Origin of the sequence: Scandinavium sp., from assembly GCF_036271055.1 — a bacterium.
In the GTDB taxonomy this organism is placed as follows: domain Bacteria; phylum Pseudomonadota; class Gammaproteobacteria; order Enterobacterales; family Enterobacteriaceae; genus Scandinavium.
The window spans coordinates 396,995-410,626 of the sequence record NZ_DATBBJ010000059.1; the positions used below are offsets into that span (position 1 = coordinate 396,995).

Below are 13,632 nucleotides of genomic sequence, written 5' to 3' on the forward strand. Positions count from 1 at the left end.
CCGGAGAAAGGTAAGATGACCGAAAACCTGCCACTCAACGCCCTCGTCGACGCCTGCCACTGGATTGGCGCCAAAGGCTGGGCCCCTGCGACCGGCGGCAATATGTCGGTGCGGGAAAATGACCACCTCTGCTGGCTCAGCGAATCCGGCAAAGACAAAGGCGGATTAACCCGCGAGGATTTTTTGCAGGTCGAGATTGCCACCAACGCGGCCCCATCCGGGCGCAAACCTTCTGCCGAAACCGGGCTGCATACCCTGATTTATCGCCTGTTCCCGGAAGCGGGCGCGGTGTTACACGTACACACCGTCAATGCGACCGTGCTGTCACGCGTGGAGAAAGCCGCAGAGCTGGTTCTACGCGGCTATGAAATGCAAAAATCCCTGCGCGGGCAAACCAGCCACCTCGACAGCGTCGCCATTCCGATTTTCGATAATGACCAGGATATTGACGCCCTCGCCCGCCGCATTGAACACTACAGTGCAGAACGCCCGCTGAACTACGGCTTCCTGCTACGCGGCCACGGCCTGACCTGCTGGGGGCGTGACGTCGCCGAAGCCCATCGCCACCTTGAAGGGCTGGAATTTTTATTTGAGTGTGAACTGCGTTTACGCCAACTGGAGAAATCATGATCCGCGCCATTGTCACCGACATTGAAGGCACGACCAGCGATATTCGCTTCGTCCACAACGTGCTGTTTCCGTACGCGCGCGAGCGTCTGGCGGGGTTTATCAGCGCCCAACAATTTGACGAACCGGTTAAATCGACACTGGATTCGCTGCGAGAAGAAATCGCCCAACCACAAGCTACCGCCGATGAACTCACTCAGACGCTTTTCGCGTTTATGGATGAAGACCGTAAATCCACAGCGCTGAAAGCCTTACAGGGGCTGATTTGGCACGACGGTTACGTGAACGGAGATTTCACCGGGCATCTTTACCCGGATGTCTTACCGGCCCTGGAAAAATGGAAGTCACAGGGTATTGATCTGTATGTTTATTCCTCCGGCTCAGTGGCTGCGCAAAAACTGTTATTTGGCTACAGTGACGAAGGTGATATTACTCATTTGTTCAGCGGTTATTTTGACACGCACGTCGGCGCCAAGCGCGAGGTGCAGTCTTACCACACCATTGCGGAGCAAATCGGGCAACCTGCCGGACAGATTTTATTTCTCTCCGATATCCATCAGGAACTGGATGCAGCCGAGCAGGCCGGGTTTCGTACCGTGCAGTTAATCCGTGGCGACGGCGACACCGCCTGTCACCATCATCAGGTTTCCCGTTTCGACGATATCCTTCCGGAGCAGATCCCCTCATGAGTGCACTGACAATTTTCTCTGATTCTGACGCCAGCAAACCGACCTGGCACAGTACCGACGGGCATGAAATCCAGCAGCAGTTGAACGGCAAAGGTGTCCGTTTTGAGCGCTGGCAGGCCGACCGCGATTTAGGCGCGAATCCGACATCCGACACGGTGATTGGCGCATATCAGCATGCCATCGACAAACTGGTGCAGGAAAAAGGATACCAAAGTTGGGATGTTATTAGCCTGCGCGCCGACAACCCACAGAAAGACGCGTTGCGTGAGAAATTCCTCAGCGAACACACGCACGGCGAAGATGAAGTGCGTTTCTTTGTCGAAGGCGCGGGGCTGTTTTGCCTGCACATTGGCAACGAAGTGTTCCAGGTGTTGTGCGAGAAAAACGACCTGATTTCCGTGCCAGCCGGCACGCCGCACTGGTTCGATATGGGCTCAGAACCGAACTTCACCGCGATCCGCATTTTCGATAACCCCGAAGGCTGGATAGCGCAGTTCACCGGCAGCGATATTGCAGGCGGGTATCCAAAGCTGAGTTAATAAAGTGAAACACGAAGCCTCTTATATATAAAAAGAGGCTTTATTCAACATAAGCAGCCCGATCAAAGCCTGCGCATTATCCCTTCCCTGCAACGTTTCATTCGCATCCATTTTTCTCTGAAGCGCCCTCGCATTTCGCAACATTCTCCCGATTCCAGAAAACTGCTTTTATATCCAGCAGCGTATAATATCCCTGCACGCAAATTATCGAGTTTGGTAAGAGCAAGAAAGTCGCCAGGTAGTTAGAGAAATGAAGAGGACTCTATGATCACTTTATGCAAAACCTGCGGTACTTCCTACGAGACAAGCGATACCCCGCCAGCACATTGCGACATCTGCGAAGATGAACGCCAGTATGTGCCCGCTGATGGGCAGAAATGGGTCGATTTTGCCGGCCTTTGTGCTTCGCATACCAACAAGTGGAAGCAACATGACAGCTCACTGCTCAGCCTCCGCACCGTGCCTGATTTTGCGATTAATCAGCGCGCGTTTATTCTACGCACCCCGGAAGGCAATATTCTCTGGGACTGCATTGCCACGCTCGACGATGCCACGAAAATGCTCATCACTGCTCTGGGCGGGCTTAAGGCCATCGCGATCTCGCATCCTCATTACTACACCACCATGCAAGATTGGGCTCAAGAATTTAACGCCCCGATATACCTTCATGCCAATGACCGTCAGTGGGTCATGCGTGACAGCCCCTGGGTCACCTTCTGGGAAGGCGACACACTAGAGCTAACCCGCGACGTTCATGTGATACATCTTGCTGGGCACTTTGCTGGCGGCTGTGTTTTACACTGGGCGAGAGATGAAGGCGTGGTGCTTTCCGGAGACATTGTTCAGGTCACCCCTGGAGCAAATGCCGTCTCTTTTATGTGGAGCTACCCTAATTTACTGCCGTTGCCTGCCGCGAAGGTCAGTGACATTACCCAGCGTCTGAGTAGAGTGAAATTTAAGAAGCTCTACGGCGCCTTTGAAGGAAGGGATATAACAGAGAATGCCGATGAAATCGTGCGTCTTTCAGGTGAAAAATATATTGCCAGTCTCAGAGAGTGAGCAATGAACAGTGTCCGCTCCAGGCACGGCTCCGCCCCCAGTTCTGGGGATCTCACGGTCAAACCGGCGTTGCTCAGTAACGCCCCTATCACTGGCGTGCGTGGAAAATCTAAATCTCACCATAAATTCGCCATCTTAATCAGTCACGTTTTTTTAAATTTTAAAATCCATTTAGTGCAAATCATCTACTATCCTTAGTACATGGAATAAGTTTCCATAGTGATTATTAGTGTTCATTTCTTTAAGTTTTACAGACTTCCTTTTTTATAAATAACATCCCAGGCTCTTCAGCAGCCTTAATATTGAAGGTGATAATACTTCCTGTTTCTTCAATCAATCCCTGATTCCGAACGCAAAGATTAATTAAAGGAAAACAGTTATGGCTCACATTCACGAACACTCTACAGTTAACACTACGTATCCCGATACCCGTCTTCCCGTGCCCACAACAAGTAGCAGCGCCGTATCATGGGGTGCCATTTTTGCTGGTGCGGCAGCAGCGGCAGCCCTCTCTTTAATTTTGCTCATGCTGGGAGCCGGTTTAGGTCTTACGTCCGTTTCGCCATGGGAAAGTCGCGGGCTTGACGCCGATACAGTAGGTATCGCCGCCATTGCCTGGTTGGCGTTCACTCAAATTGTGGCGTCGGGTATGGGAGGCTATTTAGCCGGACGATTGCGCACAAAATGGGTCGATACCCACACCGATGAAGTTTACTTCCGCGATACCGCTCATGGGTTTTTAACCTGGGCTGTGGCGGCGCTGGTCTCTGCTGCGCTATTAACGAGCACGGTGGGTGCCATTGTTGGAGGAGGAGCTAAAATCGTGGGTACGGTTGCCGGGGGTGCTGCGATGACTACTGCGGCGGGTGCAGCGAGTATGGCCAACAAGTCGTCTTCAGTACCCGGTTCGTCAATGGACTATTTCGTTAACTCAATGTTCAGGGCGAACAATCCTGCCACACCTGCAAACGGTGCAACCGATCCCGTTTCGTCAACTTCTGCTCCGGCATCTCATCAACTCGTTCCTCCTGCACAGCTAGGCGAAGTAACAGGTATTTTTGCCAACAGCATTACCACCGGCACCTTACCGCAGGAAGATCGTCAATATGTTGGTCGGCTAATCGCTCAATATGCGGGTATCAGTCAGCAAGAGGCTGAACAGCGGGTACAGACTACCTACGACAAAGCCCAGGCTAAATTAAAAGAAGCGAAGGAAAAAGCGCAGCAAGCTGCTGATACCGCACGCAAAACAACGAGCTACCTCATGCTCTGGACATTCATTTCTCTGCTGGCGGGTGCCTTCGTAGCCAGCCTGTGTGCGACCTTCGGTGGCCGTCAACGTGATTTATAATCTTTAATTATGTGAGAGGTTAAATATGCGCTCATTATTACTGTTCTTTTTAGGCGTACCCATTCCAATCATTATCCTGATTGCGCTGTTTGTCCATTAATGCGCGTGCAACAACGCGGCATTTTAAGCCGTGATATCAGGAAAGTTGCATACAAAAATATATATGCCCGAAAGGGCATTTTTGTTTTTCCGCACACTGTCCTGCCACCGCAAAGATCAACGACGTTTATTGCAGTGATTTACGGTTCAGTTGTGAGCGAGAGGATCGGACGTTGACCTCACACGGAGACAATCGACTTATCGGAACACTTAGATTTCAAGTGCTGCAAGGATCGTGGCTTCCATTTTCTCCGGAGTGGTGATCGGGGCAAAACGCTTGAGCGGTTTGCCGTCGCGTCCGATCAGGAACTTAGTAAAGTTCCAATGGATACGCCCACCCAACACGCCGGGTAACTCTTCTTTAAAATAACGAAACACCGGGTGCGTTGCAGCGCCGTTAACCTCTACTTTCTCAAATATTGGAAAACTCACACCATAGTTAACGTGGCAGGTCTGCGCGATTTCCTCCGCGCCGCCGGGTTCCTGCTTACCAAACTGGTTACAGGGGAAACCAAGCACCACCAGCCCTCGCGCGGCGTACTTCTTGTAGAGCGTTTCCAGGCCTGCGTATTGAGGCGTGAAGCCACAATAACTGGCAGTGTTTACCACCAAAACCAGCTTTCCCGCATAGTCGGCCATAGAGATGTTCTGACCTTGCAAACTGGTTGCGGTAAGTTGATGAAAAGTCGTCATAACGAAAACCTCATAGCAGAACCCTTTTTAGATGTTCCCGATTATAGATTCGGATATTTAACCTGTCTGCTTTTGGCACACAACGGAGAGGTGTGCCAGGTGAGGTCTGCTTTGAGCGAATATCGGACATTAAGTAAGAGATTGACAAGCACCCTGTGAGAATGGTTGTATTATACAACCATTCTCACAGGGCAATCATTATGATTTCAGAGAGTCAGAACATAAAAAACATCCGTGCTGCATCACGTTTAATGGTGCGAGAGTTGGGCTTCATGAACCAAAGTCTGGCTGCAACAGATTATCCTCCCTCTGCCGTTCACGCATTACTTGAAGTTGAAACGCATGGGTCATTAACAGCCGCTCAACTGGTGCAGATTTTAGAGCTTGAGAAGTCCAGCGTCAGCCGCATGCTCGCTAAGCTCATTGAAGCCGGAGAACTTGAAGAGAACACGTCTGCTGATGACGCAAGGGCGAAGCTTTTAAGCCTCACTGGGAAGGGCAAAAAGACAGTACAGAGTATCAATGCTTACGCTGATCAGCGCGTCGCGGCAGCTTTAGATAAGCTCGATCCCTTAACACAAGAGACTGTATCACAGAGCCTTTCTTCATATTCCTGCGCACTGAAATCCAGTCGCGAAAATACCGAAGCGAAATTTGAAAGTAACTTCAAAATAGTGACGGGTTATCATGCGGGTATGATCGGGCGTATTACCGAAATGCATGGAGGCTATTACGCCAGAGAGCATAATTTCGGCCATTTCTTTGAAGCCAAGGTTGCCGCAGGCCTTGCAGATTTTTCAGCTCGGTTGGATAAGCCATGCAATCAGATTTGGCTGGCAATGGTGAATGAGCGCATAGTCGGCTCAGTTGCAATAGACGGCGAGGACTTGGGAAGTCATGAGGCACATCTGCGCTGGTTCATCCTTGACGATGGTTGTCGTGGCAGCGGACTGGGTAGAAAACTCATTGGAGAAGCGATGAGATTTTGTGATGAGCAGAGCTTCTCCTCTTTAAAATTATGGACATTCAATAAACTGACCGCGGCAAGACGGTTGTACGAATCATTCGGATTTGAGTTAGCGAAAGAATGGGAAGGCGATCAATGGGGCAGTTCTATTACTGAGCAGCAGTTCACTCGCAAATCATCTTGCAATTGCTAACTACTTCCCTTTAAGGGGCAGAAAGTTTTTCAGTGCTTACATTGTTCAATCTTTCTGTCCCTGATTAGTGATGTCCGCTCCTGGCACAAAGCCGCCCCCCCTCTCCCCGTCCCCAGCGAGAGGGTCAAATCATCCACTCACCTCACCCCGCTAACTCAACGTTCCAACCCCTTCACATATTCCACTAACTGATCCAACACTATTCCCCAACCTTCGTGGAAACCCATTTGTTCATGCTGCGCACGTTTTTCAGCTGTCGCATGACGGGCGATGGCGGTGTAACGGGTTTTACCCTTTCCGGCATCTTCGAGTAACAGAATGGCTGTCATGAAGGGGTTTTCGGCGGGTTTCCAGCCTTCGGTGTATCCGTCGGTGAAAACCAGTTTTTTGCCGGGATCGATTTCCAGATACACACCGTTGTTTTGCATCGTCTGGCCGTCGACTTCAAATACCGTGTTGAAGCGCCCGCCAACGCGCAGGTCGATGTCACAATCGGTCACTTTGTGCGGTACGGGGATAAAGAAGTTTTTTATATGTTCCGGCGTGCTCCAGCAAGCCCACAGCAGGTCGCGTGGCGCATCTACTACGCGCTCCAGTTTGAGATCGGTGTTTGGGTCGAGCGTCATTTTATCGTCCTCTTTTAGGTAATTATTTAAAGATAGCTGGCTACAAGGAAGCTTTCCTTCCCGCCATCGGAAATAATGTTTCCAGGCAGGATTTAATATTGCCAGAATACCTTAAATACAAAGAACCCTCGGCGCCCCTGAATTCCTCCCTTCTCTAAGCAGAACATCTATCCATAGCCATCAGCCACAAAAACAATCTTCCACTGCCTGCTAATTAAACCTATCAATATGATCACCCGCTCAAAATTTAAATTTAAATTAATCAACTGGTAGGGTTTGTTAACGGTATTAGGTAGAGTCATCATTCACTGTGCAAAAATACGCCCACCAAAAAATGAAACTATATGATGAGTGTCCAGCAAAAACGTTGAAATCCTATGAAGAAAACCTTACCAATCAATTCAACAATACTCAGGCGTTTTTTGCTGATTTTCTCCCTGATTGTCGCCTTCACGTCGATATTATCCTGGTGGTTGGTTTCTGACTCCTGGGGACATTACTCTTATGCCCGCAACAGCCTGAAACAGTTCGAAGAATTTTATCGTGTGCTGGTCGTGTCTAATCGTCTGGCTGATGAACGTGGTTTTGCTAATGAGCTGATCTTCACCGCACCGGGTCAAAACTGGAACGTATTTGATCGACTACAACACAGTCAGGCGTTAACAGATGACAGTTTTAACCAGCTTCCGGAACGGCTTAAAGCCTCGCAGTCAGTGGCCGATGCTCTGGCAACGTTGAAAAAAGGACGTGAGGCAATCGCCAACTGTGCATTCAGATCATGTAAAGATCCGCAATCTACGGCTAATGCGATCACCATGATGATGGATGCGACGAATTATTATCATAAAGCCATCTTTTTGAAGACCAATGACTTCATCAAAATGGAACCCAAAGCGTTAGCGGGCATATTAAGAATGCAGGCACTGGGAGAGTTACGAGATTTAACCGGGAAGTTAGGCTCTGTTGTTTTACTGCCTTTGTTCAGCAAACGCCCCCTCACGCTCGAGGAACAGTTTCTCATCAACACCCGACAGACACGCATTGAAATGCAATGGCAGGCGGTAAATATTCATGCCGATGGTATCGCCATTCCTTATATTTTTGACAAACATTTGCTGACGACCCGCCATCATTTTAAAAACCAGGGATTTGCGCTGATACAATACATACAGGAAGTCAGCCGTAGTGGCGGGAAATATGATTTGACCGTTGATTCATTTGCTAAGCGCTACCACTATAGTTTACGTACCTTTAATGACCTTTTTGATTTGTATATTGATGCACTTAAGAACAGCTATCTGCTTAAAAAAAACGAAGCGTTAAGACATCTCATTTTTACCTTATTAACGTTGGTCATTGTCTATGCCCTCGCACTCGCCAGCATCATCTATCTGCGAACAAGAATTTTAAAACCATTATGGCTGCTGAATAAAAAAGCCAGAGCGATAACGCAACACACCCGCCCACCCGAGAATGAGCCTATTGACGCAGGGTGTGAAATCAAAACGCTGCATGAAACCCTTGATAACCTTGAAAGCAATTTTGATGAGCAGCTGGCACAAAGCGAGCGCCTGCGGCAAAAAGCTGAACAGGATGAACTGACGTCGGTGCTGAATCGCCGTGGGTTTGAAAAGGCGGCGCGTCTGGTTATCAATAAAGCCAGCATTGAATCCCCCGCCTGGTTGGTACTTCTGGATATCGATTTTTTCAAAAGCATCAACGATACCTGGGGCCACCCCATCGGCGACAAAGTGCTGGCAAATCTTGGCTATGAGCTAAAACAAGCAGCCCGAGTGGATGACGTCGTTGCCCGAATTGGTGGAGAAGAGTTTGCCATTATGTTCCGCGAAGGCGACAACAAACAGGTATCCGCGCGCGTTAGCGCCCTGCAAGAGTCCTGCCGACGCGTGTGCGTAACGCTGAGCGATCAAACGACAATCCGCATCACCGCCAGTTTTGGCGTTTCCAGTTCCTGGCAAGGCTCTTTGGTCGCGATGAGTGCCGAAGCAGACAGAGCCTTGTATACCGCAAAACGTAACGGTCGAAATCGGGTGGAAGGTTTACCTGGCTGACAGGCCCTCTGGCCTAGTTCTGCGCAATAAAAATGCCCGCAGCCACTTCTTCTGGCGTAACCACGCCAGTGTCGAGTACCCAACCGCTGATTAATGTCGCAGGCGTCACATCGAAGGCCGGGTTATAAACCCGCGCAGCTTCCGGTGCCCACTGCACTGCGCCAAAGCTACCTGCAACGCCGGTCACTTCTGTGGCGGCCCGTTGTTCAATGGGGATCGCTTCACCGTTCGGACAATGCGGGTCAAGCGTGGTCTGTGGTGCTGCAACGTAAAACGGAATGCCGTGGAATTTCGCCAGCACCGCCAGCGAATAGGTGCCGATTTTGTTCGCCACGTCACCGTTGGCGGCAATGCGGTCTGCGCCGACCCACACAGCGTCCACCTGCCCTTTCGCCATCAAGCTTGCCGCCATTGAATCGGTGATCAACTGATACGGCACGCCGAGTTCGCCCAATTCCCACGCAGTAAGTCGCCCGCCCTGCAACAGTGGACGCGTCTCATCAACCCAAACATTCGCGACATTGCCCTGCCGATGCGCGAAATTGATCACCCCCAGCGCCGTGCCGACACCCGCCGTCGCCAGTCCTCCGGTATTGCAGTGCGTCAACAGACGGCTGCCCGGTTTAACCAACGCGCTACCCGCAAGGGCGATGCGTTCGCACAGCAGTTTGTCTTCTTCGATTAATCGCAGTGCTTCGGTCACTAGCGCAGGCACATAATTTTCCTGCGCCAGCGCGAGCTTCATGCGTTCAAGATTGTTCATCAGATTCACCGCCGTTGGGCGCGACGCACGCAGCGTTTCCAGTGCGGTCAGCAGTTCATCACGGTTCAGACCACGTTCCGCCAACAACGCCAGTAGCAGGCTGGCTGAAAGGCCAATCAGCGGCGCACCGCGCACGCGCAGAGCGTGAATGTGGCCGACCAGCGCCTCAACGCTGTTAGCGTCCAGCCAGTTCGACTGCTGCGGCAGCGCCTGCTGATCGAGGATAAACAGCTGATTATCGCTTACACGCAGGCTCGTGGTTTGTAATGTCTGCATATCGTTAAATCCCTGTTGCGTTGATGTATCACATTGTGTCAGGATGAATTACAGATGTATAGACGTCTGAATGGCTTTATTTCTGGCTACCCGATAAAGAGAACATGAGGATCGAGGCAATGTCGCAATACCACACCTTCACCGCCCACGATGCAGTGGCATATGCGCAGCAATTTGGCGGTCTCGACGATCCGTCCGAGCTGGTTTCCGCGCAGGAAGTCGGCGACGGTAACCTCAACCTGGTGTTTAAAATCTTTGATGCCAAAGGCGTAAGCCGTGTCATCGTCAAACAGGCGCTGCCGTATGTACGTTGCGTCGGCGAGTCCTGGCCGCTGACACTGGATCGTGCCCGTCTTGAGGCACAAACTCTGGTCGAGCATTATCAGCACGCCCCGGAACACACGGTGAAAATCCATCATTTCGACCCGAAACTGGCGGTGATGGTGATGGAAGATCTCTCCGGTCACCGCATCTGGCGCGGCGAGTTGATTCAGGGCATTTATTACCCGCAAGCGGCAGCACAGTTGGGTCACTATCTGGCGCAGACGCTGTTTCACACCAGCGATTTTTATCTGCATCCACACCAGAAAAAAGCGCAGGTCGCCAACTTCATCAACCCGGAAATGTGCGAAATAACGGAAGACCTGTTCTTTAACGATCCGTATCAGGTGCACGAACGTAATAACTATCCGGCAGAACTCGAAGCCGAAGTTGCCGCTCTGCGCGACGATGCGCAGCTGAAACGCGCGGTGGCTTCGCTCAAACACCGTTTCTTCTCTCAGGCCGAAGCACTGCTACACGGTGATATTCACAGCGGGTCAATTTTTGTCGCCGACGGCAGCCTGAAAGCTATCGATGCCGAGTTTGGCTATTTCGGCCCTATCGGGTTTGATATCGGCACAGCCATCGGCAATCTGTTGCTGAACTATTGCGGCCTGCCGGGACAATTGGGCATTCGCGATGCCGCCGCCGGGCGCGAACAGCGTCTGGCTGATATTCAGGAATTGTGGAACACCTTTGCCGAACGTTTTCAGGCCCTGGCAACGGAAAAAACAGCAGATGCCGCACTGGCCTTCCCGGGTTATGCCAGCGAATTCCTGAAAAAAGTGTGGCACGACGCGGTAGGCTTCTGCGGCACCGAACTGATTCGCCGCAGTGTGGGGTTATCACACGTTGCGGATATCGACACCATCAAAGACGAAACCATGCGCCACGAATGTCTGCATCACGCGATTTCGCTCGGTCGGGCGTTGATTGTGCTGGCAGACAAAATCGAAAACGTCGACGCATTGATCGCCCGTGTGCGGCAGTACAGCTAGCATTAATGCCCGGCGGCGCAAGCGCAGCGCCGCCGGGCGAAATATCTCAACCCAAATACTCGATCACTGATAACCCACCGTTGTAATCGGTGCTGTAAATGATCCCCTGCGCATCCACGAACACATCACACGACTGAATGATTTGCGGACGGCCGGGTCGCGTATCCATCATTTTCTGCGGCGCGGCAGGCACCAGCGCGCCGGTTTCTATCGGGCGATACGGATTGGAAATGTCATACGCCCGAACACCGGCATTCTGATAGGTTGCGAAAATCAGCGTTGAACTGACAAAGCTCCCCGGACGGTTTTCGTGGAGATTGTGCGGCCCGAAATGCGCGCCTTTCGCCACATAATCCGTTTCGTCCGGCTGCGGGAACGTCGAGATGCTAACCGGGTTCGACGGGTCGCGAATATCAAACAGCCAGATAAGCTTCTCGCCGTCAGCCTGATTGTCGAGCACCGCTTCGTCCAGCACTACCAACAAATCCCTGTCCGGCAACGGTAACGCGGTATGCGTCCCGCCGCCAAACGGTGGACTCCAGTTACGATGGGCAATCAGCTTCGGCGCGGTTCTGTCTTTCACATCCAGAATCGTTAACCCACCGTCGCGCCAACTGCCATAAGCGGTATCGCCCGCGATAATCGCATGATGCAGCGCATAGCGTTTTCCGGCAGGCCAGTCTGGCGTTTCGCCTGCCGCCTGATGCATGCCCGGCAGCCACCAGCGCCCCGCCACTTCGGGTTTACGCGGGTCGGCTAAATCGATGGTCAGGAAGATGTAATCGCTAAAGCCGTCGATGAGCGCCGAGACATACGCCCAGCGCCCGCCGACGTACCAGATGCGGTGAATGCCGATCCCGTCGAGCGATAAAAAGCTGATTTCGCGCGGCTTGTCCGGCGTGGAAATATCAAACACCCGCAGCCCGGCGCTCCAGCCTTTGTCCTGCACGTCGCTCACCGTTTCACCGACGGAGCGGGTGTAATACACCTTCTCATCGGCAAAACGCACATCGGCGAACAGGTCGCGGGCGTTAATCACCAGCAGCAAATCGTCATGCGCCTGTAAATGCACGTTCCACGTCCCCGGCGGTGCGGGCACATAATTCACCGCCTTCGGATTTTTAGGGTCACGCACGTCGACCACGGAAAAGCCCTGCGACACCATATGTCCAATGTACGCATACCCGCGATGCACCATAAGCTGCACGCCATCCGGCCTACCGCCCTGATCGCTGTGCCCAATCAGCCGCATATTGCGGCTGTAGTCGGGAGTCGGCAGTTCACTCATTTATTTTTGGCTTCGAGAGTCGCAAACCACGGGGCGATGAAATCTTCGGTCTGACCCCAACCCGGAATAATTTTGCCCAGGCTCGCCACGTTTACCGCGCCAGGCTGAGCGGCTAACAGCGCCTGTGGGATCGCCGCCGCTTTAAAATCGTAAGTCGCAGGCGTGGTTTCCCCGGCAATTTTATTGGCGATCAAACGCACGTTGGTGGCACCGATCAGTTTCGGGTCAACCGCCACGCTCACTTTCCACGGGCTGTTCGCCTCACGCATCAACTGCAAATCCTGGTTGGAGACGTCAATGCTGTAGAGTTTGATTTCGGTACGGCCATTCTCTTTCAGCGCTTTATACGCGCCCTGGCTGAACGCATCCCAGGTGCCCCAGATAGCGTCGATTTTGCCTTTCGGGTATTTCGCTAACACTGCGCCGACTTTGTTGGCTGTATCGCCCTGCACGTCAGAGGACACCGCGCCGATAGACTCCAGTTCTTTGATGCCTGGGTTCTGTTTCAGCAGCGTTTTGTATTCCGCCTGACGGCGTTCCATTGGCGGGAAGCCGGCGACCCACAGCTTGATGATGTTAGCTTTGCCGTTGAAGTCTTTCACCAGTTGACCAAAGGAGAGATCGGTCAGCGAGGCGTCATCCTGTTGCGTGACGGTCACGCCTAGGATCTCACCGTTCACCGCCGTATCAAACACCGCGACTTTAATACCCGCAGCAACGGCTTTTTTTACCAGTTCGGTGGAATAAGGGTCACGGCCCTGCGACAAAATGATCCCGTCATATTTCTGGCTGATGGCCTGGTTGACGAAATCCTGGAATTTGGCGTCATCGCCGTTGCTTAAAAATGTGCTGACCTTAAAGCCCAGCTTTTTGCCTTCCTGAATAGCGCCCGAAACAAACTGCGTGGTGTTATCGTCCGAACCGAGGTTACGAATAATCGCAATGCGGATGGGGCCGCTGTGGTTAGCTATGGCTGCAGGAACTGGCGTGGGCGTTTCAGCAAAGGCGGCAACGGAATTCAGCAATCCCAAAGCAATGAGCGACAGCGTGATTTTTTTCATTGTGTTTACC

Annotated in this window: 13 protein-coding genes; 8 read left to right on the plus strand and 5 right to left on the minus strand. The window is 51.9% G+C overall.

Annotated elements, in window-relative coordinates:
- Positions 1 to 15: 15 nt before the first annotated feature.
- The 5 genes from VH187_RS09915 (at position 16) to VH187_RS09935 (ending at position 4,265) form a co-directional block, all read left to right on the plus strand.
- A complete protein-coding gene (locus VH187_RS09915; protein WP_329701278.1) occupies positions 16 to 630 on the plus strand; it encodes a methylthioribulose 1-phosphate dehydratase in 615 nt (204 codons plus the stop codon).
- A complete protein-coding gene (gene mtnC / locus VH187_RS09920; RefSeq protein WP_329701279.1) occupies positions 627 to 1,316 on the plus strand; it encodes an acireductone synthase in 690 nt (229 codons plus the stop codon). The genes VH187_RS09915 and mtnC overlap by 4 nt, the downstream gene beginning before the upstream one ends.
- Positions 1,313 to 1,855 (plus strand): 1,2-dihydroxy-3-keto-5-methylthiopentene dioxygenase, encoded by a 543-nt coding sequence (locus VH187_RS09925; RefSeq protein ID WP_329701280.1) that lies wholly within the window; start codon positions 1,313 to 1,315, stop codon positions 1,853 to 1,855. Before mtnC ends, VH187_RS09925 begins: the two co-directional genes overlap by 4 nt.
- 264 nt (positions 1,856 to 2,119) lie before the next feature.
- On the plus strand, positions 2,120 to 2,914 hold the full coding sequence (locus VH187_RS09930; RefSeq protein WP_329701281.1) for an MBL fold metallo-hydrolase: 795 nt from the start codon (positions 2,120 to 2,122) through the stop codon (positions 2,912 to 2,914).
- A gap of 379 nt (positions 2,915 to 3,293) precedes the next feature.
- Positions 3,294 to 4,265 carry a hypothetical protein gene (locus VH187_RS09935; protein ID WP_329701282.1) on the plus strand — a complete coding sequence of 324 codons (972 nt, stop codon included), beginning with the start codon at positions 3,294 to 3,296 and terminating at the stop codon, positions 4,263 to 4,265.
- 309 nt (positions 4,266 to 4,574) lie between these two features.
- Here the strand turns inward: VH187_RS09935 and VH187_RS09940 are convergent, their stop codons facing one another.
- Entirely contained in the window at positions 4,575 to 5,057 is a 483-nt protein-coding gene (locus VH187_RS09940; protein WP_329701283.1) for a glutathione peroxidase, read from the minus strand.
- Between the two features lie 200 nt (positions 5,058 to 5,257).
- Between VH187_RS09940 and VH187_RS09945 the strand changes: the two genes are divergently transcribed.
- Positions 5,258 to 6,217, plus strand: a complete 960-nt coding sequence (locus VH187_RS09945; RefSeq protein ID WP_329701284.1) for a bifunctional helix-turn-helix transcriptional regulator/GNAT family N-acetyltransferase — start codon at positions 5,258 to 5,260, stop codon at positions 6,215 to 6,217.
- 155 nt (positions 6,218 to 6,372) lie between these two features.
- On the opposite strand, the gene VH187_RS09950 is transcribed toward VH187_RS09945, so the two are convergent.
- Positions 6,373 to 6,843 (minus strand): SRPBCC family protein, encoded by a 471-nt coding sequence (locus VH187_RS09950; RefSeq protein WP_329701285.1) that lies wholly within the window; start codon positions 6,841 to 6,843, stop codon positions 6,373 to 6,375.
- A gap of 422 nt (positions 6,844 to 7,265) precedes the next feature.
- Here VH187_RS09950 and VH187_RS09955 point away from each other — a divergent pair, with 422 nt between their 5' ends.
- A complete protein-coding gene (locus VH187_RS09955; protein ID WP_329701286.1) occupies positions 7,266 to 8,915 on the plus strand; it encodes a GGDEF domain-containing protein in 1,650 nt (549 codons plus the stop codon).
- Between the two features lie 13 nt (positions 8,916 to 8,928).
- Here the strand turns inward: VH187_RS09955 and mtnA are convergent, their stop codons facing one another.
- On the minus strand, positions 8,929 to 9,954 hold the full coding sequence (gene mtnA / locus VH187_RS09960) for an S-methyl-5-thioribose-1-phosphate isomerase (protein ID WP_329701287.1): 1,026 nt from the start codon (positions 9,952 to 9,954) through the stop codon (positions 8,929 to 8,931).
- A 119-nt stretch (positions 9,955 to 10,073) separates the two neighbouring features.
- On the opposite strand from mtnA, the gene mtnK reads away from it, so the two are divergent.
- The gene (gene mtnK / locus VH187_RS09965; protein WP_329701288.1) at positions 10,074 to 11,273 is read left to right on the plus strand and encodes an S-methyl-5-thioribose kinase; all 1,200 of its coding nucleotides are present in this window, start codon (positions 10,074 to 10,076) and stop codon (positions 11,271 to 11,273) included.
- Positions 11,274 to 11,319: 46 nt separating this feature from the next.
- Here the strand turns inward: mtnK and VH187_RS09970 are convergent, their stop codons facing one another.
- Positions 11,320 to 12,561 carry an LVIVD repeat-containing protein gene (locus VH187_RS09970; protein WP_329701289.1) on the minus strand — a complete coding sequence of 414 codons (1,242 nt, stop codon included), beginning with the start codon at positions 12,559 to 12,561 and terminating at the stop codon, positions 11,320 to 11,322.
- On the minus strand, positions 12,558 to 13,622 hold the full coding sequence (locus VH187_RS09975) for a sugar ABC transporter substrate-binding protein (RefSeq protein WP_329701290.1): 1,065 nt from the start codon (positions 13,620 to 13,622) through the stop codon (positions 12,558 to 12,560). Before VH187_RS09975 ends, VH187_RS09970 begins: the two co-directional genes overlap by 4 nt.
- Between the last annotated feature and the right edge of the window lie 10 nt (positions 13,623 to 13,632).